At 49.4% G+C, this 21,329-nt stretch carries 14 protein-coding genes and 10 pseudogenes; 10 read left to right on the top strand and 14 right to left on the bottom strand.

Annotation, left to right across the window (positions count from 1 at the left end):
• Positions 1-36 precede the first annotated feature (36 nt).
• Together RRF55_RS26190 and RRF55_RS26195 are read right to left on the bottom strand one after the other, a co-directional pair.
• Positions 37-219, bottom strand: a pseudogene (locus RRF55_RS26190) (type I restriction endonuclease); the annotation flags it as partial.
• A 21-nt stretch (positions 220-240) separates the two neighbouring features.
• A pseudogene (locus tag RRF55_RS26195) lies at positions 241-522 on the bottom strand (Arm DNA-binding domain-containing protein); the annotation flags it as partial.
• A gap of 169 nt (positions 523-691) precedes the next feature.
• On the opposite strand from RRF55_RS26195, the pseudogene RRF55_RS26200 reads away from it, so the two are divergent.
• Positions 692-1,512: pseudogene (locus tag RRF55_RS26200) on the top strand (IS110 family transposase); the annotation flags it as partial.
• A 419-nt stretch (positions 1,513-1,931) separates the two neighbouring features.
• On the opposite strand, the gene RRF55_RS26205 reads toward RRF55_RS26200, so the two are convergent.
• The 5 genes from RRF55_RS26205 to RRF55_RS26225 are packed head-to-tail and all read right to left on the bottom strand — an operon-like array spanning position 1,932 to position 5,919.
• Positions 1,932-2,897 carry a DMT family transporter gene (locus RRF55_RS26205; RefSeq protein ID WP_017901242.1) on the bottom strand — a complete coding sequence of 322 codons (966 nt, stop codon included), beginning with the start codon at positions 2,895-2,897 and terminating at the stop codon, positions 1,932-1,934.
• On the bottom strand, positions 2,894-3,712 hold the full coding sequence (locus RRF55_RS26210; RefSeq protein WP_017901243.1) for an amino acid ABC transporter ATP-binding protein: 819 nt from the start codon (positions 3,710-3,712) through the stop codon (positions 2,894-2,896). Before RRF55_RS26210 ends, RRF55_RS26205 begins: the two co-directional genes overlap by 4 nt.
• 4 nt (positions 3,713-3,716) lie before the next feature.
• Positions 3,717-4,379: an amino acid ABC transporter permease gene (locus RRF55_RS26215; protein WP_017901244.1), complete on the bottom strand. Its 663-nt coding sequence runs from the start codon at positions 4,377-4,379 to the stop codon at positions 3,717-3,719.
• Positions 4,376-5,047 (bottom strand): amino acid ABC transporter permease, encoded by a 672-nt coding sequence (locus RRF55_RS26220; RefSeq protein WP_017901245.1) that lies wholly within the window; start codon positions 5,045-5,047, stop codon positions 4,376-4,378. The genes RRF55_RS26215 and RRF55_RS26220 overlap by 4 nt, the downstream gene beginning before the upstream one ends.
• A gap of 23 nt (positions 5,048-5,070) precedes the next feature.
• Complete coding sequence (locus RRF55_RS26225) at positions 5,071-5,919, bottom strand: transporter substrate-binding domain-containing protein (RefSeq protein ID WP_004118155.1); 849 nt, start codon at positions 5,917-5,919, stop codon at positions 5,071-5,073.
• A 156-nt stretch (positions 5,920-6,075) separates the two neighbouring features.
• Between RRF55_RS26225 and RRF55_RS26230 the strand changes: the two genes are divergently transcribed.
• Together RRF55_RS26230 and RRF55_RS26235 are read left to right on the top strand one after the other, a co-directional pair.
• Positions 6,076-7,029 (top strand): LysR substrate-binding domain-containing protein, encoded by a 954-nt coding sequence (locus RRF55_RS26230; RefSeq protein ID WP_020481021.1) that lies wholly within the window; start codon positions 6,076-6,078, stop codon positions 7,027-7,029.
• An 86-nt stretch (positions 7,030-7,115) separates the two neighbouring features.
• A complete protein-coding gene (locus RRF55_RS26235; RefSeq protein ID WP_017901247.1) occupies positions 7,116-8,327 on the top strand; it encodes a M24 family metallopeptidase in 1,212 nt (403 codons plus the stop codon).
• A 338-nt stretch (positions 8,328-8,665) separates the two neighbouring features.
• Here RRF55_RS26235 and RRF55_RS26240 read toward each other — a convergent pair whose 3' ends face one another.
• Positions 8,666-9,634 (bottom strand): IS5 family transposase, encoded by a 969-nt coding sequence (locus RRF55_RS26240; protein WP_100117086.1) that lies wholly within the window; start codon positions 9,632-9,634, stop codon positions 8,666-8,668.
• A gap of 29 nt (positions 9,635-9,663) precedes the next feature.
• On the opposite strand from RRF55_RS26240, the pseudogene RRF55_RS26245 reads away from it, so the two are divergent.
• The 3 genes and pseudogenes from RRF55_RS26245 to RRF55_RS26255 form a co-directional block, all read left to right on the top strand.
• A pseudogene (locus RRF55_RS26245) lies at positions 9,664-9,807 on the top strand (IS3 family transposase); the annotation flags it as partial.
• 3 nt (positions 9,808-9,810) lie between these two features.
• Positions 9,811-10,437 (top strand): annotated as a pseudogene (locus RRF55_RS26250) (IS481-like element ISKpn28 family transposase); the annotation flags it as partial.
• Positions 10,438-11,156: 719 nt separating this feature from the next.
• Positions 11,157-11,417 carry a hypothetical protein gene (locus RRF55_RS26255; protein ID WP_017901409.1) on the top strand — a complete coding sequence of 87 codons (261 nt, stop codon included), beginning with the start codon at positions 11,157-11,159 and terminating at the stop codon, positions 11,415-11,417.
• 119 nt (positions 11,418-11,536) lie between these two features.
• On the opposite strand, the pseudogene RRF55_RS26260 reads toward RRF55_RS26255, so the two are convergent.
• Both RRF55_RS26260 and RRF55_RS26265 read right to left on the bottom strand, forming a co-directional pair.
• Positions 11,537-11,833 (bottom strand): annotated as a pseudogene (locus tag RRF55_RS26260) (transposase); the annotation flags it as partial.
• Positions 11,834-11,839: 6 nt separating this feature from the next.
• Positions 11,840-12,537, bottom strand: a protein-coding gene (locus RRF55_RS26265; protein ID WP_223364782.1) for an IS1 family transposase whose coding sequence is annotated in 2 segments (ribosomal slippage) — positions 11,840-12,288 and positions 12,288-12,537 — 699 coding nt in all. Because the reading frame shifts where the segments join, the coding sequence is not laid out codon by codon here.
• Between the two features lie 124 nt (positions 12,538-12,661).
• Between RRF55_RS26265 and RRF55_RS26270 the strand changes: the two are divergent.
• Together RRF55_RS26270 and RRF55_RS26275 are read left to right on the top strand one after the other, a co-directional pair.
• Positions 12,662-13,305, top strand: a pseudogene (locus tag RRF55_RS26270) (DinB/UmuC family translesion DNA polymerase); the annotation flags it as partial.
• 78 nt (positions 13,306-13,383) lie between these two features.
• Positions 13,384-13,612 (top strand): annotated as a pseudogene (locus tag RRF55_RS26275) (type II toxin-antitoxin system Phd/YefM family antitoxin).
• A gap of 723 nt (positions 13,613-14,335) precedes the next feature.
• Here RRF55_RS26275 and RRF55_RS26280 read toward each other — a convergent pair.
• Entirely contained in the window at positions 14,336-15,307 is a 972-nt protein-coding gene (locus RRF55_RS26280; RefSeq protein WP_023287152.1) for a ParB/RepB/Spo0J family plasmid partition protein, read from the bottom strand.
• Positions 15,307-16,473, bottom strand: coding sequence for a plasmid-partitioning protein SopA (sopA, locus tag RRF55_RS26285; RefSeq protein WP_023287153.1), 1,167 nt, complete (start codon positions 16,471-16,473; stop codon positions 15,307-15,309). Before sopA ends, RRF55_RS26280 begins: the two co-directional genes overlap by 1 nt.
• Positions 16,474-17,202: 729 nt before the next feature.
• On the opposite strand from sopA, the gene RRF55_RS26290 reads away from it, so the two are divergent.
• Positions 17,203-18,213, top strand: a complete 1,011-nt coding sequence (locus tag RRF55_RS26290) for a RepB family plasmid replication initiator protein (protein WP_017900946.1) — start codon at positions 17,203-17,205, stop codon at positions 18,211-18,213.
• Positions 18,214-19,034: 821 nt separating this feature from the next.
• On the opposite strand, the pseudogene RRF55_RS26295 reads toward RRF55_RS26290, so the two are convergent.
• Positions 19,035-19,748, bottom strand: a pseudogene (locus RRF55_RS26295) (tyrosine-type recombinase/integrase).
• Between the two features lie 357 nt (positions 19,749-20,105).
• Between RRF55_RS26295 and RRF55_RS26300 the strand changes: the two are divergent.
• Positions 20,106-20,382 (top strand): annotated as a pseudogene (locus RRF55_RS26300) (IS3 family transposase); the annotation flags it as partial.
• 137 nt (positions 20,383-20,519) lie between these two features.
• Here RRF55_RS26300 and RRF55_RS26305 read toward each other — a convergent pair.
• On the bottom strand, positions 20,520-21,056 hold the full coding sequence (locus tag RRF55_RS26305) for a hypothetical protein (protein ID WP_032414401.1): 537 nt from the start codon (positions 21,054-21,056) through the stop codon (positions 20,520-20,522).
• Between the last annotated feature and the right edge of the window lie 273 nt (positions 21,057-21,329).

Consider the following 21,329-nt stretch of genomic DNA (forward strand, 5'->3'; position numbering starts at 1 on the left):
AGATGCGTGATCTGATCCTTCAACTCAGCAAAAGTTCGATTTATTCAACAAAGCCTGTATCTGGTTAAAGGCTTCGCGAATCGCCACACCGCGTTTTTTCAGCTCAATTTGCGCCAATGGCAGGCCATTGACCAGAATGGTGACGTCATAGCGGTTGGCGTGTGAGCCGGTCTGTTCAAACTGTTGAATGACCTGCACTTTGTTGCGCATGAGATTCTTTGATACATCAGTGATTAAGCCGATACGGTGACGTGGGTCGATACCTTCAGCGAGCCAAGCCCTGCATTCATCACGTTTATCTCGTGCCATTTTCAATGACATATCCGGATACTTGCCCAGAGTCAGCCATATTGGGGAAGTATCTCTACCGCCCAAACGGTAGAACATGACAAAGCTCACAGCCCCATTCTTGCTAACTCGCGCCGACATTCCGCGACCGTCTGAAATCAACCGCTGCTTAGTCTGCGATTTACCCTGTAGCGCTTTTAGTTGCCTATCACTCAGTTTATTTTCTGCAGCCATCTTCTCACTCTCTGCACACACAAAAGCAATACACACTGCAATACACAGTGGCCCGTAACGGAGAAAACGGATGCGATCATGCTCGAACATCAAAATCAAAAAAACCATAACTCTCATTAAGTTAACGAACAATCACGAACACTACCGTTCCTCTGAAACCTCTATGTTGTATGCTCATGATCCACGTCTGATGGCTTCTAAATTTGTATCTCCTTACCGCATGGCCGGAAATCAGGCAAAAATGATGCAGCTGATGCACAGGCTATCTGTGAAGCAGTTCGTCGCCCGCATATGCGGTTTATACCCGTTAAGGATGAGAGCCAGCAGGCGATGCAATGCCTACACCGCTCCCGTCAGGGATTTATAGAAGAGAAAACAGCAACGTATAATCGCCTGCGAGGATTGATATCTGAATTCGGCGTCATCGCGCCACAAAGTACAGATTCCCTGCGACACATGGTTTCTGCACAGAAAGATTCTTTACCACTTCAGGTTCAGCAATGTGTTGATGATTTGCTGGAGCACGTTGCTCGCATCGAAGCCAACATAGCTGAATATGATCGGATTTTGTCCCGCATGGCCAAAACAGATCATCGCAGTCAAAGGCTGATGGAATTGAAGGGCGTAGGCCCCACAACGGCCTGTGCGCTGGTCGCCAGTATCGGTAACGCACATGATTTTAAGAATGGACGCCAGCTGGCAGCCTGGCTGGGCCTTACGCCATCGCAGTACAGCAGCTGCGGAAAGTCGAATCTTGGCAGGATAACGAAAGCTGGCGATTCGTATCTGAGAACATTTCTGGTTCAGGGGGGCCGCTCGGTACTGATCGGGGCGGAGAAAAAGACTGATTCATTCAGTCGTTGGGTCTGTTCACTGATCGAGCGCAGAGGATACTGGCGTGCCGTTGTAGCGATCGCCGTCAAAAACGCAAGGCTGTGCTGGGCATCATTGCATTACGGTGATGATGTCAGGCTGTACTCAGCCAGCTAAAGCACGAAACAAAATAACCATCTGTTCTGCAATTCGTTGATGATAAAGGGTTAGACCCCGTGAGGCCTATCTGGCTATTGTACAGGATATACGTATCCGCTTAACGAACAAGAACCTCACGCGCGTCTTTCATCAGGGTCCGAATCGATAACGATTCATTATGACCGTTTATAGTACCGCAAACTCTCCCCTTTATTTTTAACTGTAGTGCAGACAGAAACCGTAAACACCGGCGTTGACATGCCGGGGAAGCCCTTATAGTACAATAATTTTCGATATCCAAACTTACCCCAATTATCCGGATTCCAGCGACTAGCCTAAAAATGAGTATTAATACTATCAATAACTTAAGTGATACCAACTGTCTGAAGATTCCAAGGGCCAGTCTATTCATGTACGAGAATCTGGTGAAGCCATAATTAACTCCGATTGACTTCTGAAGTATTACTCACGTCGCCGCCATGATTGTGCTGATGGTAATGTAACGTAAACATAACCCCACCAATTAACAGCGTAATAGCGGCACTTTCCTGGAGATCCGGAATGCGCTGTGAATAGATAAAACCATATAGCAGCGCGAAAAGGGTTTCAAAAACCACCATCTGCCCTGTCAGTGATACCGGAAGACGCCGGGAACAGAGATTCCACGCCAGATATCCCAGCCATGAGGAGACCACGGCTAACATCATGTTCGTTATCCAAAAGAGCGTTTGGGTGTGTTCCGGTAACGACAAGTCAACTGCAGAAAACCTGAATATACTGGCGATGAGCCATAGCAGTACCGAAATACATCCCGTACACAGGCCTATCAGGAGAGACCACTGGTTACTGGTGTAAGGGAGTTTTTTCAGACAGCGGGAGTTCTCGACAGCGTAACGGCTCCAGCACAGTAATGCAGCGAAGGCACAAAGGATCCCCAGCATCTGCCGTTTTCCTTCTGTAACTTGGTGCGATGATGTTTGTATCGCATGCAGATTAATCAGCACCACACCAGCAATGATAGCCGTCATCGGCAGCAATAATTGCCTGAAGGGCGGAGCATGCTGGTCCCTGCGACCAAGCACCGGAACCATCACCGGAATTAAACCTATCACTAACGATGTCGCGGCAATACCGACCTGCTGTACGGCCACCGCGACGAGCAGAAAATAGAAAACATTGCTCATCAGCGAAAGACGAATTAGCGTCAGCAGATCGCGATGATGCCATACACGGGCAATGTTGCGCCATTGAGGTATAAGTAATATTGCCGCCAGTATCCCATAGGTAGCAAAGCGACCGCAGGTTAACAGCAGTGGTGAGATCTCGGGTAGCAGTACCGGTGGCAGGAAGATGAATCCCCAGCATGCGCCAGCGAGTACGCCAAATGTAATCCCTTGCTTCATGCTGACTCCTTCAATGCCCTTTCAGGTAATCTAGCCCCCGACTGGCGCTCACTCCACGACGACAAAAAATACTGCAGCCGCGGGCTTTTCGGCTGATGGAACAGTTGCGCCGGTGCTCCCTGCTCTTCAATGCAGCCATCGGCAAGAAACAGCACCCGATCGGAGACTTTAGCGGCAAACCCCATCTCATGGGTCACAATCATCATGGTCATACCATCATCGGCAAGATTGCGGATGACCTTTAGCACCTCCCCGACCAGCTCCGGATCAAGCGCTGAAGTCGGTTCATCGAACAGCATAATGGCGGGTTTCATGGTCAATGCCCGGGCGATGGCAACGCGCTGCTGCTGACCACCGGATAACATCGCGGGCCAGCTATCGGCTTTGTCTGCCAGACCAACCCGTGCCAGTTGCGTTTTCGCTTCGGAGTAGGCTGCTTCACGGGAGACCTTTTTAACCCGCCGCAACGGCGTGGCTACGTTATCGAGTACCGTCATATGCGGCCACAGATTAAACTGCTGAAAGACCATACAGACGTCGCGTAAAGCCTGACGGTTTTCCTTGTCGCTTAAACGCCGGCGTTTTTCCCCGCCGAGAGGTTCATAGCCGACGTTCTCGCCATTCACCAGAATGCTGCCGGAGCTATAATCTTCCAAAAAGTTAATACAGCGTAACAGCGTGGATTTACCCGACCCTGAGCCACCAATCACGCAGATGACTTCTCCGGGAGAAATGCTGACATCGATGCCACGTAGAACATGGTTTTCGCCATAATGTTTATTGAGGTTGTTAATCTCAATAGCATAATCACGCATAGTATTAACCTCGGCTTAATTGAGAATAAGAATAATGGCGCTCTATTTTATTACCCAGACGGGAGATACCGATCGCGATCCCCCAATAGACAATGGCCATTAAGGCGTAGATTTCAACCATCGCATAGGTCTGGTTAGCAATGGTCATGGCGGTATTGGTGAGTTCACCGACCGTAATAATGGATAGCACCGACGACTCTTTTACCAAAATGACGCTCTGGCCAATCAATGGCTGGATAATGCGCGCGAGCATTTGCGGCCAGACAATGAAAGTAAATATTTGCCATGGACTTAACCCCAGGTCTGCCGCCGCTTCAACTTGCCCACCTGAGACAGCATTGCGACCCGCACGAAATATTTCCGCAAAATAAGCGGAACCATAACATCCCAGGCACAGTACCCCGACCTGTTGCGCCTCGAGATTAATACCTATATAGGGTCCACCATAAAAGACTAAAAAGAGCTGCACCAGTAACGGCGTGCCGCGAAACACATTAATCCATGCATGATATATCACATTAAATAAAGCCGGTTTTTGTCTTTCGAGAAGAAAAAAACATAGCCCGATCGCCAGCCCCAGCAGGATACCGCCGAGACTCATTTTTAGGGTCATTAAAATACCGGCGGCAATGGCATCTTTATAGGTAAAAAGTATTTCAACATTCATTGTGCTAATACCCTTTGAGCCGAAGATGAGCGGTTTTTCTCTAACCTGGTGCCAACAATACTCAGCCCCCACGAGGTCAGAAAATAAAGGAGACCGCATGCCGTATAAAACTCCAGCGGCCGATAGGTGGTTGAGGCCAGCGTTTGAGTCACTCTCATCAACTCATGGACCGCCACCACCGAGACCAATGCCGAGTTTTTGATAATATCGATGGTTTCATTAATCAAAGCCGGCATCATGGCGCGCAACACCTGCGGCATCTGAATATAAAACAGCGTTTGCGCCGCTGAAAAACCAAAATCTCGTGCCGCTTCCAGTTGGCCTTTGGGCAACATTTTAAAGCCAGCCCGAAGAATCTCTCCTTGAAAGGCTGCGGTATTTAATGAGAGAGCCACAACCGCCGCCAGCAATGGTGAAAGCGTGATCCCTACTGTTGGCAAAGCATAAAATATTAATATCAACTGGACCAGTAACGGCGTTCCACGATAAAAACTGACATAGGTTTTGCAAAAACAACGCACGAGACGCCGCGGAGAGTTTAACCCCAGGCAAATTAACCAACCGAGGATCAATCCTATGACAATCGCGCTCAGCGATACAGCCAGAGTACTGAGCACGCCAATTAATAGCTGAGGGAAATAGGGAAACACCACTGAAATATCAAACATATTGCCCTCCAGTATCCATCAAATTAGTTTGCCGGGGTCGGAACTTGCTCAGGAACGGCCATAGAAAAACCCAGCCACTTCGTTTGTAGCTGCGCCAGTTTTCCCGATTTATTCAACTGCACAATGCCGTCGCTGATAAATTTGACCAGTGAGGCGCTATCCGCATCCTTTCTTCCGGCCCATGCGTACCAAGTGGCCGGGCCAAACGGTGGGCGTACAATTTCAAACGTATCACCACGGGTCTTTACCAACGGCGCGAGGTTCGGCAGCGATTGCACAACCGCATCAACACGGTGCGCCGCTAATGCCGCATAGGCTTCGTTATAATCAATAAAGGCTTTTATTTCTTTAACGCCGTGACCGGTGGTGGGTTTAAGTACCGATGCTTCATATTCTTTTAGCACCGCAATTTGCGGCGCCCCGGCCTGGCTGGCGACAATCATGCCCTGGAGATCTTTGGCGCTATTAATGCGGCTATCCCCTTTGCGTTTCAGAATGGCCACGCTGGCGTCAGAAAAGGGAGCGGTAAAAGCAAATTTTGCTTCACGATCGCGAGTGATGGTTAAAGAAGTTGCCACAAAGTCAAATCGTTTGCTTTCCAGGCCGGGCAAAATCCCTTGAAATGGAATATCCAGCTGAACCACTTTCACCCCGGGTAATCCTTTCATCACTTCCGTGAGAATATCTTTTCCCAGACCGACTATTTTGCCATCTTCAAGCATTTCAAAAGGGGCATAGCGCGCTTCGGTGGCAATCACTATTTCTTTTTTTTGCTTAATATCATCCAGTAAATCAGCCTGGGCCGTAGATATCAATAATGGTGAAAGTTGTAAGGCAGACATAGAAAGTAATAGCCACAGTTTATTTTTCATCAATGTTTCTCCGCGAGTTTGAATGACGATGATAATATTTATTCATTCGCTGAGCGGCGACAAACGGTGGTTTCTAACTGATAACTATTAGCACGGCTAATGGTGATTTTGGCATGAATAGTGCTTATTACAGGTTATTTAGCAAAAGAGAAACCGATGATGCAACGAAAACCAGGTTTGCCGTCTCTCGACGGTTTACGCTACTTTGATGCCGCAGCGCGCAATCTCAGTTTTACCCGTGCCGCGCAGGATCTTTTTCTTACTCAGAGTGCAGTAAGCCAAAAAATTCAATCGCTTGAGCAGCAACTTGGCTATCTGGTCTTTCACCGCACTCCCGCGGGACTACGCTTAACCCCGCAGGGTGAACAACTTTTTATCGGAGTGCGCCAGGCCTTTGCCATCCTCGAAACTACGTTGCACCAAACCGGTGAAGAAACCCTTGAGGGCACCATAAAGATTCGGGTTATGCCGTCCTTTGCCACCAAATGGCTGCTTCCCCGATTGCATCAGTTTTATGAGCAGTACCCTATCAGCCTGGAAATTGATGCCGATATGACGCCCGCCAATTTTAAATCTGACGCGGTCGATATCGCCATCACTCCTTTTTGGGTTGATGATAAAAATCTAATTCAACGGCATCTGTTCAACGATGTGATCTATCCCGTGATCAGCCCGGATTTGTTGAAAACACGGCATCTGCGCAGTTACAGCGAACTCTGTGGTTTGCGCTTACTGCATGATTCCATGCCGCAAAATGCCTATAGCACCCATTGGCGCTCCTATTTTGCCCGCCTCGGGCTCTATGACCTGAATGTCGAGGCGGGAACCGGATTTTCCCGCGCTGACCTCGTACTCCAGGCCGCCTGCGCCGGCCAAGGAATCGCCTTAAGCCGTCACTCTTTGTGTGCGATGGAAGTGAGCAATGGCGCACTGATTCGCCCTTTTACCGATATCGTCGAAGACGGACAGGTGTGGTTAACCTGCCCGCGTAATAATGAGAAACGGCCACGCGTTCAGGCGTTGATTAACTGGCTGACACAAGAAACCGCACGTCATATTGCAGAGCGAACGCAAATTCTCGGTGAATATACGCTGCATAAGGCCGGCTAATGACGGCAAATTAATAATCTCCGTTTGTAGCAAGATATCATTTTCCAGATGATGGCATCACGCCATTATCAACGACGGAGTTTATTATGAGCATGCCAGATATTATTGAATTAGCTAATGGGCAAAAAGTTAAAGGAACGTTCAGCTCCCATGAGATGCAGCGCCGACTGTCGGGATTACGGGCCACCATGGAAGCAGACAGCATTGATGCAGTTATTTTAACCTCGATTCATAATATTAATTACTACGGCGATTTTTTATATTGTAGTTTTGGTCGCCAGTATGCCTTGGTAGTGACACCGAGCCAGTCATTTTTAATTACCACCAATATCGATGGAGGTCAGGGATGGCGCCGCAGCTACGGTGCAAATATCGTTTACACGGACTGGCAGCGCGATAATTATTACCGTGCAGTACGTAAAGTGGTTCCTGATAACAGCCGGCGGATTGCACTGGAAGGCGATCATGTAACGATCGAACAGCGCGCTAAATTTTGCCATTACCTTTCTCAGACACAGTTTATTGATATTGCACCGGCGACGATGCGTATGCGCATGATTAAGTCTGCCGAAGAGATTGCGCTGATTAAAATTGGTGCTCAGGTCGCCGACCTCGGCGGCGCGGCATGCGTCGCAGCGATTGCCGAAGATGTTCCGGAGTATGACGTTGCCCTGGCAGCCACCTCGGCGATGACCCGGGAAATCGCGAAACGCTTGCCGCATATTGAATTGCGCGATACCTGGACGTGGTTTCAGTCTGGCCTGAATACCGACGGTGCTCACCATCCGGTGACGACCCGTCGCCTCAAGCAAGGGGATATTTTATCACTGAACTGTTTTCCCATGATTGCCGGCTACTATACCGCGCTGGAGCGTACACTGTTCCTCGGTCAGCCTAGCGATGAGCAATTGCGTCACTGGGAGATCAACTGTGAGGTGCACCGCCGTGGGCAGGCGCTCATTCGCCCTGGCGCCCGTTGTTGCGATATCGCCGCCTCGCTCAATGAAATTTATCGCGAGCATGACCTGCTGCAGTATCGGACTTTTGGCTATGGTCACTCCTTCGGCGTACTGAGCCACTATTATGGCCGCGAAGCCGGTTTAGAATTACGCGAGGATATTGAAACCGTTTTAGCGCCGGGAATGGTAGTCTCAATGGAACCGATGATCATGCTGCCAGAGAACATGCCGGGACACGGCGGTTATCGCGAACACGATATCCTGGTAGTCACCGAAAATGCAGCAGAGAACATTACCCATTTCCCTTATGGTCCTGAGCATAACATTATAGAAAAATAGCAGATAAGCATGCCTAATGTAGAATGCATCAATATATCAGCACCTTCTGGTGCTGATTATTTTGCCCGGCTTTGTAATATGAGCGTCATTATCTAAATTCAACAGGAAATAATGTGATGCTCTATCTTCCTCAGATCAGTTCAGTGGAAATGACTCTAAATCATTGATAGTGTTTTATTGTCATGTAGTACTCAATGTGACCTACCCAGCGTTTATTAACATACCCCAATATTAGTAATGTATTCATAAGCCACATGAGGACATCCCCATGAAGGGTAATGACGGCTTTGTTGAATAAATAAGATTTCGTGCGAACGACCCTGTAGCTGGCTGGATTTTCAGGCAATACGCACGCTTTCAGGCATACCTGCTTTCGTCATTTTGTTCAGCGCTCGTACCAGGGCCATAGCCTCCGCAACCTGACCATCGTAGTCACGCAGCGTCAGTGAACCCCCGAACAGCTGTTTTACCCGGTACATCGCCGTTTCCGCTATCGAGCGACGGTTGTAATCTGTTGTCCATTTCCACCGCGCATTACTCCCGGTCATTCGCTGATTAGCCACTGCACGGTTACGGTCTGCATATTCACCGGGCCAGTAACCCGCACCTTTTCGGGGTGGGATAAGCGCGCTGATTTTCTTACGCCGCAGTTCATCGTGACATAGCCGGGTGTCGTAAGCGCCGTCTGCCGATGCTGCCCTGATTTTTCTGTGAGTCTGCCGGATAAGACCCGGGAAGGCTTCTGAGTCCGTCACATTGTTCAGCGACAGGTCTGCACAGATGATTTCATGTGTGTTGCTGTCAACTGCCAGATGCAACTTTCGCCATATACGACGGCGTTCTTTGCCGTGTTTTTTGACTTTCCATTCGCCTTCACCAAAGACCTTCAGCCCGGTGGAATCAATCACCAGATGCGCGATTTCACCCCGGGTGGACGTTTTGAAACTGACATTAACCGACTTTGCGCGCTTGCTGACTCTGGTGTAATCCGGGCAGCGCAACGGAACATTCATCAGTGCAAAAATGGAATCAATAAAACCCTGCGCAGCGCGCAGGGTCAGCCTGAATACGCGTTTAATCACCAGAACGGTGGTGATGGCGAGATCAGAATAGCGCTGGGGCCTTCCTCGTGATGAAGGCGTTGCCGACTCATACCAGGCCTGAATCGCCTCATCATCCAGCCAGAAAGTGAGGGAGCCACGGTTGATGAGAGCTTTGTTGTAGGTGGACCAGTTGGTGATTCTGAACTTTTGCTTTGCCACGGAATGGTCTGTGTTGTCGGGAGGATGCGTGATCTGATCCTTCAACTCAGCAAAAGTTCGATTTATTCAACAAAGCCGACCTGAATTTGTTTAATCAAAGAATGGCTGAATATCTGGTGCTGTATAACAGCAAAAGGCCACATAAATCACTCGAACTGATGACGCCAGTGGACTATATTTTACGTGAGAGTAAAAATTGCAATATGTGGTGGACCCATACAATTGCCGGAGCTCATGATAAAATGCGGATGATCCCCGTACGCCTCAGTGCCAGGGGCAAAGCCCGGTTGATAAAAAAACGCTCAGTGAAGCCCAGAAGACCAAAACAATACCGCCCGGTAAAAACAGGCGAACTCATAGGGATGGACGCGATTGAACTCAGGATGGGGGACCTACGCCGCTATATCATTACCATGATCGACGAGCACAGCGACTATGCGCTGGCCCTGGCGGTCCCTTCACTCAACAGCGATATTACCAGCCATTTCTTCAGCAAGGCCACAAAGCTCTTTCCTGTCGCTATCAGACAAGTTGTCACTGACAACGGTAAGGAGTTCCTCGGTAACTTTGATAAAACGCTACAGGAAGCCTCGATTAAACACATCTGGACCTATCCGTACACACCGAAAATGAATGCGACCTGTGAGCGATTTAACCGGACACTTAGAGAACAATTTATTGAATTCAATGAATTGTTGCTTTTTGAGGACCTGAATTTGTTTAATCAAAGAATGGCTGAATATCTGGTGCTGTATAACAGCAAAAGGCCACATAAATCACTCGAACTGATGACGCCAGTGGACTATATTTTACGTGAGAGTAAAAATTGCAATATGTGGTGGACCCATACATCTCCTTGCCTTACGGCAGCTAAGAGGCTACTCTGTTGGTGTCTAGTCAAGCAGATGGCCTCGTGTGGTTGGTTAATGAAAATTAACGTCCTACGGGGCTTTCTTCTTTCTGCCTCACAACATCAAAACACTCAAACATCATGAGGCAAAAAGCCTCAAGCGCCGACACCATTATACCGTGTTTACTCCCATCCTCCCAGGGCTAATAAGCTGGTAAGTTAATAACTTTTAAGATGGTTTCCGCCGTGTTTCTGCCCTGCATCCCGGCATCTGCTGGAGTTCAGTCATGAATTTTCCCCTCTGTCGATATGCTCCGGTTACCACTTCTGCGCCGACCAATGTAACGGTTCTGTGCAGACGCAATGCAGTGCCAGGACAACCCCCCTTGTTCGCCAGCTGCGCCCATGTCTGATGTTAACCAAACGACTCAGCTACCTGTTTGAAGATTTACGCCAAAATAGAGGTCTACGCTTATGACAAAATTCTCCAGGCAATATCAGATATCAGTAGCGTCATATCCGAAAGAGATTTTTAAAGTCACTTTTCCTGATTGTATTTCTTTCAAAATTTAATGAAGGTAAGGTTATTTAGCCAATTGACGCGCCACTTGAATAAGTTATTATTACTTACAGTCACTCTGAACTATCAGCAATTTTACAGGCTCAACAATGCCTGTAGAAATATCTTTGTATCGGTATTATTTTAAGGAATCAATTATGACACTCACTGCATATTACCAGCTAAGGAATACAAAGGCCGCAGGTCTTGGTTTCGAATTGCTGACCAGTGAACCGGGAGCCTTTATTGTGCTGGAAGAAAGCAGTTATGAGAAACCGTATGAAATTGCCCGCTATGGGCATAATGGGAGTGCAGGCGATCGTTCGAATGCGTTCAGTTGCGCGATGAATAAAGCCCGTAGCCTGCAGAATTACAGTGGAGCAAAGCTGGATTACAACGTTTACGAAGAAACTGCCTGAATCATCCTGTAATAGCTGTGTGTAGTCTTTGCCCGCCGCTGACGGGCTTTTTTATGTGACACCGGGCTTTGTTGAATAAATAAGATTTCGTGCGAACGACCCTGTAGCTGGCTGGATTTTCAGGCAATACGCACGCTTTCTGGCATCCCAGCCTTTGTCATCCTGTTCAACGCACGCACCATGGCCATAGCTTCCGCTACCTGACCATCGTAGTCACGCAGCGTCAGTGAATCTCCCAACAACTGCTTCATTCTGTACATTGCCGTTTCCGCTATCGAGCGACGGTTATATTCCGTTGTCCATTTCCACCGTGCATTGCTTCCGCTCAGCCGCTGATTAGCCACTGCACGGTTGCGGTCTGCGTACTCACCGGGCCAGTAACCTGCTCCTTTTCGGGGAGGAATAAGGGTAATGACTCCAACTTACTGATAGTGTTTTATGTTCAGATAATGCCCGATGACCTTGTCATGCAGCTCCACCGATTTTGAGAACGACAGTGACTTCCGTCCCAGCCTTGCCAGATGTTGTCTCAGATTCAGGTTATATCGCTCAATGCGCTGAGTGTAACGCTTGCTGATAACGTGCAGCTTTCCCTTCAGGCGTGATTCATACAGCGGCCAGCCATCCGTCATCCATACCACGACCTCAAAGGCCGACAGCAGGCTCAGAAGACGCTCCAGTGTGGCCAGAGTGCGTTCACCGAAGACGTGCGCCACAACCGTCCTCCGTATCCTGTCATACGCGTAAAACAGCCAGCGCTGACGTGATTTAGCACCGACGTAGCCCCACTGTTCGTCCATTTCAGCGCAGACAATCACATCACTGCCCGGCTGTATGCGCGAGGTTACCGACTGCGGCCTGAGTTTTTTAAGTGACGTAAAATCGTGTTGAGGCCAACGCCCATAATGCGGGCGGTTGCCCGGCATCCAACACCATTCATGGCCATATCAATGATTTTCTGGTGCGTACCGGGTTGAGAAGCGGTGTAAGTGAACTGCAGTTGCCATGTTTTACGGCAGTGAGAGCAGAGATAGCGCTGATGTCCGGCAGTGCTTTTGCCGTTACGCACCACCCCGTCAGTAGCTGAACAGGAGGGACAGCTGATAGAAACAGAAGCCACTGGAGCACCTCAAAAACACCATCATACACTAAATCAGTAAGTTGGCAGCATCACCCATTTAACGGCAGTCTGCGGGATGAATGCCTGAACATTCACTGGTTTCTGTCGCTGGAAGATGCGCAGGACAAACTCGACCTTCATCCGCAAAAATTTTTCTGTGGTCCTAGAGCGAACGGTACGTGAACTGAACGGGAAAGCTGCCTTTCGCTTGAGGAAGCCCCTCCGACGAAACAGCAAATTGTCTGCAGTCGCAGTTTTGGTGTGAAGATCACGGAGTACGAGTCGCTCCACTAGGCTATCTGTCAGCACGCTGAGCGGGCCTCTGAAAAGCTGCGTAAAGAGCACCAGTATTGCCGGCATATTTCCGTTTCCATCAAAACGTCTCCGTTCGCCGTTAAAGAGCCTTACTACGGCAACGTGGCCACGGAGAAACTGCTTACACCCACTCAGGACACCAGGGACATCATTGCTGCCGCCACAACGGCTCTGGAGCGTATCTGGAAGGATGGGCACCGGTATGCCAAAGCCGGAGTTATGCTGAATGATTTCACCGGGTCTGGCGTTTCGCAGCTGCAGCTGTTCGACGAACGCCCGCCACGGCCTCACAGTGCTGAGCTGATGATGGTTCTGGACGGGATCAACAACTCAGGGCTGGGTAAAGTATGGTTTGCCGGTAGAGGAATTGCCCCGGAATGGCCGATGAAACGTGAGATGCTTTCATCGGCATATACCACCCGCTGGAAGGAGCTGCCGGTTGCCCGTTTCTGACCGGCGAAATGACAGACGGAACTTGCCGCCAGATCATACTTTACCGATCATGCAGATGACTTGTCTCAGGGGGGAACCATGATAAATATCATTCTGTGTGATGTAACTGCCAGCGTCAGCGAACTTAAAAACGATCCGGTGGCCAGCGCCGGTGCCGGCTGCGGCTACCCGGTCGCTATTATTGACAGCAACCGGCCTGTTTTTTTATTGTGTGCCCGCGGTTCTGTATGAAAAAATGCTCGATCTTCTGGACGAAAAAGACCTGGCGCAATTGATAACAGAACGTCAAAACCAGTATATTTTGTGATCGGACAACGTGACAAACGACATCACAGTGGAGACACTGCTGACGAGGTGATCCCAAGGTCGTAAAAACGGCCGGAACTGGTTACCGGCCGAACGAAGGACCGGCCTACGCGCAGCGGCGGCAACTGGCTTTAAAAATGCTGGCGGAAATTTAAAATTAAGCCGCATACCCTGCGAAATTTTGCAGATTTCACTCAACATGCATGCTTCGTTCATTTCCCAACAGAACTTTCACCATCGCCTGTAATAGCAGTCCTGCTGCGTGATTACTCCGCTCAACGGGTCACCGGCGCCATGCCAATACCTGTTCGTGACAGGCATTGATGGAACTGCGGTCCCAAACTAATAATGTAACGACGATGCAGGTGGGACCGTGGTCTCAGGCTGAAACCTAAACGACGATGCAGGTGGGACCGTGGTCTCAGGCTGAAACCTAAACGACGATGCAGGTGGGGCCGTGGTCCCAGGCTGAAACCTAAACGACGATACAGGTGGGACCGTGGTCCCAGGCTGAAAACTAAACGACGATACAGGTGGGACCGTGGTCCCAGGCTGAAAACCTAAACGACGATACAGGTGGGACCGTGGTCCCAGGCTGAAACCTAATCGATAATACAGGTGGGACCGTGGTCCCATAGAGAGTATTCAGGCCAGTTATTTTTTCTGGCCTGTGAGAAAGGAAATGAAGTAAAGGGAGATAACCGTAGACTAAAGCGTGTCCGCATCAAACTCCTAGTTTCTCAAGCTCCTTAAGAATGGCTTCTATTTTCTCTATACACTCCGCAGGAATGCGGGACCTATCCAGGTTAAGCACCATTTTATCGCCCTTGTACAATGCTGTTGCCCCTGGAGCAAACTGATGACGTGAGCTCAGATTAACTCTTGATGCGGAAGATTGTTTCAGTACGGATGTTAAAAGACTAATGACCTCTTCAGCTTCGAAGATTAGTCCCGCTTTCTTCTGATCTTGGAGAGTCTCAGCCTGCTGCTTCAGTAATTCTTCTTTATCTGCAAAAGCCTTCTGAAGGGCTTCACCTGACCGGGCAGACAGTTCTCCAGGATGTGCAAACAGGGCAACAACGGATTTAGGCAGTTTGGCCGTATTGATACAGCGGGTAATGATCTTACGAGAGATGTTTTCCGCATCGGCAAGTGCAGAAATATTTCCAGCAAACTCATTCTGCAGCCGGCTTGTATAACGCAGACCACGTTCATAAGCACTCGTCGGCCGATAATCGTTACCCAGTCGGGACAATGCTGCCATCTGCTCATCGTCCAGTTCACCAACCAGAATGCGATAATCACTTTCCGTCAGGATTGCGGCTTTACGGCGACGGCTGCCGTCTGCAATTTCAATGACATCGGAAACCCGGCGGCCGAAAGCTGGAGTCTGCTGACCAGTCAGTAAAAATGAAGGAATGAGATCATCCAGAGCATCTTCGGTAAGTAGTTCCTGATCGCGCTCATTGCCTGACCATACGCGTGAAGAGCTCTCAACAGAGTCTCCCCGGAGCACTTCAAGGGTAAATTTTACTTCCCGTCCACATACCGGAAGAGAGATGGCATTACCGCGGGCCATAGCACCCACGCGCGCAATTAATGAATCCACCATCGGCGCAGCCGGCGCCGGTGATGAGGTATCTTCAGTCGATTGAGTATGTGTGGTATGTCTTGGAATGACAGGGGCACGCTTCATTATCTAATCTCCCAGCGTGGTTTAATCAGACGATCAAAAATCTCATCGCAAACAGGCTCCCAGATAGAGAGGGCATTACGCCAGGCACCTGTTGAAGAACGTTGATCAATAGCCTGTTCAAAAACGGTTCTCATACGGATCTGACCTTTACCGACTTCATCCGTTTCGCGCACAACATTTTTAAGGACCATGCTTCCCCAGGCATCCCGAATTTGTTCTTCCATCCACGGGGACTGCGAGCCGTTATTATTACTGTATTTGGTAAGCAGAATACGGACATCTGGCTCGAAGCCTTTAAGATCCACGTTCTTAAGCAGGTCACGAAGCATATCGAAAAACTGCAGTGCGGAGGTGTAGTCGAATAGCTCTGCCGGAGTAGGGACAATCAATACATCAGCAGCGCATACAACATTTATCGTACCGATACCAAGGTTGGGTGCACTGTCGATAACAATCACGTCATAATCATGAGCGACCGTTTCAATGGCCAGACGGAGCATCAGGTGCGGGTCAGCAGGTAATTTGCCTTCGTCAAATTTCCCCATCAGCTCAGTTTCAATGCGGTGCAGTGCCAGACAGGACGGGATGATATCAAGGCCAGGCCAGCAGGTGGGCTTTATAGCGTAGCTGGCATCATCCTTTTCCCCAAGATAAAAGGGCAGGAGAGTGTCCTCAGCATGAATATGAAGATCGGGCACCCATCCGTGATACATAGAAGCCGTTCCCTGTGGGTCATTGCCTTCAACGAGAAGAACACGGAGTCCTTTCAGGGCTAGGTCCTGAGCTAGGTGAACAGAAACGGAGGTTTTGTAAACCCCCCCTTTATGAGCCGCAACCCCGATCACCGGAGGGAAAGCATCTTCTGCACGCCGCAGTCGGGTACCGAACACATCCCGCATATGATTGATTTGTTCGATGGTATAACCAACACGTTGTTCAACTCTGCCACGGGTTTCCATATCAGGGTGAGGTAATCGGCCGGCTTTCTCTGCATCCCTGATTGCCTGAGAAGAAACGCCAACCAAATCCGCCGCTTCACCAATTCTCCAGCGGCGGGTGATCTTCCTTGCTTCCGGACTGTCGTCATTAAACTGCGCAATGGCGATAGCCTTCGTCATCTCATGTCCAGCAGTAATGCACTGGTTAAGTATATCCATCAGTCCCATTCTGAGCATCCTTTAATCATCGCTTTGCATCATTTTATTAAATCTTGGGATTATTTGCAAAGCAACAATAAAATCGCAAAGTCATCTGAAAATTGCAAAGCTGACTGTAATGAAAGCTGTAAACCGGAGAAGAGAGGCTCAATCACATACGGCAGTCAATATTTCTCACTGCCGCTCGCCGCAGTAAGCGATCTCACGCAGTGAGGAAGTGGAAAAGCACAGAGACTGCACAAAGCACGAACGCTACGATGCCGGATACTTCTCCGGATTAGTCTATCTTCATGAAGTTGACTGTGATATGTGAAAAATTGACTATGGTATGAAACTAAAAGCCGAGGGCTAGTCAACAACAAAAGAAGATTCTACATATCGCAGTCAATATTTAATGTTAAATCAGGGAGAGTTACTCATGCGGCATTCAGATTACCCTTGCAGAACCCTGAATGTGGTGGGGTAGATCTGGCTGGGGATTAACGTTATTCATTGCTTCGATCCAGTAATTGATCCCAAAGAGATCATATTGAGATCCTAAAGAGATCCCCGGATCGCTGCAGCATGCGCTGTAACTGGCTTGAACGTCATACTGGATCGACTGTGGAATGTAAAAAGTTGACTGCTGTATGCGAAATCTAATACTGTGATATGCAACGGTATTTACTGAGGTATGTATATCCGTTGACTGCGATACGTATAACGACATTCTTTTGTGGATAACCGTTGAGGAGCAAGATGACGAGCGAAAATAACAGCTTACCTCTCAATCTTCAGGAAGTGGACAAGACAACCGGCGAAGTTGTTAAGCTGGATGTCAACAGTACCAGTACTGTGCAGCCGGTAGCGCTCATGAGGCTCGGTCTCTTCGTTCCAACCCTGAAATCAACCTCCAGGAGTAAGGCAAACCGTAAAAACGTCACAGATGCCACTGAGGAGCTCGTACAGCTGTCCATCGCCAAAAGCGAAGGGTACACCGACGTTAAGATCACCGGTTCGCGTCTTGATATGGACACGGATTTTAAAGTCTGGCTCGGGATCATTCGCTCGATGTCTGAGTATGGGGTAAAAAGTGACACCCTGGAACTGTCGTTCGTTGAATTCGTTAAGATGTGTGGATTTGACTCACGGCGCTCAAACAAGAAAATGCGGGATCGCATCAGCAATTCCCTGTTTAAACTCGCCTCGGTTACCCTGAAGTTCCAGAGCGAGACCAAAGGATGGACCACCCATCTGGTGCAGTCAGCCTATTATGACATCAACGAGGATATCGTGGAGATCAAGGCTGAACCCAAGCTCTTTGAGCTTTACCATATGGACAGGCGGGTCCTGCTTCGGCTGAAAGCCATTGACGCCCTGCAGCGGAAGGAATCTGCCCAGGCGCTGTATACCTACATCGAGAGCCTTCCCCAGAATCCCGCACCTATCTCCATGAAACGTATGCGGGACCGGCTGAATCTTACCTCAAATGTCTATACGCAGAACCACACGGTCCGAAAGGCTATGGAGCAACTTCGGGATATCGGCTATCTGGATTACACCGAGTTTAAACGTGGCCGGGCGACTTACTTTAGCGTTCATTATCGCAATCCCAAACTCATCAGCGGGACGGTGAAGGTACCGCGCAAGGAGGAAGAAGAGAAGGCGCCGGAGCAGAATTATGACGAAGTCATCAAGGCACTGAAGGCTGCAGGCATCGATCCGCAGAAACTTGCTGAAGCGCTATCGGCGATGAAGCCGGAAAATTGACTGCGATATGCATTACCATGACTGCCGTATGCATACGCAATTAGTTATTGACTGTGAGGTGCATCACGCATACTACAGTCAATATTCGCTCTCCTTCCTGCAGGTAAAGATCGGACAATATTGACTGCGGTATGTCATTTATGGCCAGAATATGCTGATATTGACTGCAGCATGCAAGTTTGACGAGGGTGTTACCCGACCAATTGAGAGCTCTCCACGTGACTGCATCCCACTGTCAATATTTCAGTAAATCCCCGGTGCGCACTGAATGAAGCCACTCAGCAGAGCGTTGATTTCGGCATTGCCATACAAGAGCTGCTAAAACCAGTCCTCCGAAGTTCGTTAATCCTGTCGTACCCTCAGCCAGCTTCGCACTGATATCTGCAATCATGAAGAGGAAACCTGATGGCTGTCAGAAATGGCCCGGGACGCAGTCACCGACGATATACTGAATAACGACCTGGCTTACCCGGTTGGAAAGGCCCTCAGGTATACCCCCTGTAACCTGCTGATATCCGGATCGCAGTAAGTTTTATTGTCTGCGGTATGAAGATGTCAGCTGGTCACCAGAGGACCAGGGCTCCTTAATTCGAATGATGTCATGGTGCAATGAGAAGGTGAGGGGACACGGGATGCGGTATGAATATTTCTCTCCAGACCCGGACGGAATGATGCCCGGGTCATACTGGATAAGCGTAACGCTTCTGCAGCCGGCACGGTGAGAGACTCAGAAGCGACTGACTGACTCTGCCTCGTCTGGAATGCGTTTGTCTTTATCTCCTTCACTAAGTGGCAAAGCCCCGGCCGCCTGCCCGACAATCTCAGCCGGCCGGTGGCAGGGAGCGAAGGATCTCCGCGGCATCTCGACCGTCAGCGGTAAAGGGAACGGCCAGGGTGGCAGCCATATCCAGCGCAAATACCCGGGTATAGACTTCCATCGAGCGCGGATCCTTATGCCCGGCCAGCGCCTGGATGACCTTCCTGAGCTGCCGGTGATAAAGCATGTGCCGGAAGGTATGCGGCGTCACGGCGATCGAAAAATGCACGCCATCAGCTTCAGCCCGCTTCACCGCCTGTTTCAGCCAGTTGCGCATTGTCTCATCCGTGACCGGCCATAACGGCTCCCGCCGGCGGGGCGGGTGGTGACCATCCAGCTTTCCATCTGACGCACAAAACTGCCATCCGTCAGCGGCACCAGGCGCACTTTATCTTTTGGCGGCCGCCCGCGGCGCGCCCGTACTTTCTCCGAAAGCACCCTAACAAAAGGGCGCAGACCATCCAGGTCGAAGGATTCCGGGGTGAGCGTCCGGGCTTCACCGATAGGGCTCCCGGTATTCCACATGGTGGCGAACAACATGTGGTGACGCTGGTCCGGCATATACCAGAGGAGGGCGCTCACTTCCGGCGCCAGGAGGTAAGCCGGCGTGGCACCTGTTGAGGTGGCTATCCGCCGGAGTGCCACCGCGGTCGCAAAATCAACGCCCGGGGCGGATCGGCAGCAGGGAGACGCGATCTGGTGAATTCTGCAGGGGAATGGATGCTGTTCATGAGTTATTTTTCACGTAGCGCACAACGGGTTTGGATACAGCTATTCTGGCCTGAAGCGGCTGATCCTGCCATGACAATAAATCGCAGCGCGCGGATCCTTTTGTTGTCTTATCCCACATTATTGCGGGTAAAACCAAATGCGTAAAGGATCCTTTTGCGGTTAAGATCTATGCTTAAGCCAGTTATGACGCGGCCTGCAGGCACTTTCGTCGTTTTTGGGAGAAATGGGGTAATGCCAGGACAAACAGCTATGTTGACACTGGCATTAATGGAGACGAGAAACGGCTACCTTCCAGATGCGATCGGCAGGAATGATCTTTAACATGTTCCGTCTGTGGTTGTGTAAGGGCAGCCAGTACGGCAGTGACGACTGGCACCGCTTCTGCGGGCCAATAACCTGGCACCGAGCTTGAGCCGGCGTGGCAACTGCCAGGATAATGCGGTGGCCGAATTGTTCTTCAGTTCACTGAAAAAAGAACGCATTAGTAAGAGAACATACCAAACCGGGATCTGGCCCGGGCGGATGTCTTCGATTACATTGAAGTGTTCTACAATCGGACCCGGCGCCACAGTCATCCCGGCGGCGTCAGTCCGGAGGCCTTCGAACAGGCCTCGTCGTGAGGACAGAATTTGTCTACAGGCATGGGGTCAGTCCATAGTTACATCTAATGTATCCTATGAACCGAGCGTATTTTCCCCATTAAGGGAAGTATCTTTTTTTGAAATTCCCGTAAAACGGGAATGATAAGATAGAAAAGTTACTTTTGTAGTTGAGCATTTGCATTAAGACGCATGCACGTTAGAACCGCGTCAGATGGGACCCCTGGATTTCGGGCCAGTATGACGGACAAGAGGAAAAGACCTAAGCGAAGGCAAGCGGCAGGATCAATACTAATTTTATGTATAAAATTAATGTCTCTCTCGTCTTTGTTGATAGCTACAACTCCCCCCTCCATCATTGCTGTGGATTTACCATCAAAAGTAACTTTTACGTTTTTGTAGACTTGCTTATTATGGTGCTTTGTTTTTTTATCTTTCAGAACAGCCTCATGAGTAAGGCGAAGAAACGCCATACACAAGGTGATCACTTCATCATCACTCAGCTTTGTTGAAAAGGCCTTTTGACCAGTCCAGTCAAAACTTCCCGGCTTCGATACTAAAGGCCCCGCAAGGATAAGATTCACACTGCCATTTGTCTCAGAAAAATTGAGCTCAAGTGCTGTCTTACCGGAATTAAATACCTTTTCATTTCGGTAAGGTTGATGCTGTGGTACATCGTTATTAATATTTTCCACCAAATATGTCCTTCACCTTCGTTGATTAAATTCTTCACCAGACCAATGTAGGTATACCCTCTAGGTTGCTTCATCGCAAAAATATAAGCACTGGTCTCCAGCATTAGATAGTCTCCCGAGGGAGCACCAGGAGGAACCTCTGTAGAGCTAAGGCTTTTAGTGTGCTCCTTTTTAACTTTGACCCTGGCCTAAATTCAGTGCAGTGCTAAATCAGAGAGCTTCGTCTTTCCGGAGACTTCGGATGAATTCAGCCGGAGTCATGTCATTTAATGA

It is taken from the genome of Klebsiella sp. K47 (assembly GCF_051858335.1).
Lineage (GTDB): Bacteria > Pseudomonadota > Gammaproteobacteria > Enterobacterales > Enterobacteriaceae > Klebsiella > Klebsiella pneumoniae.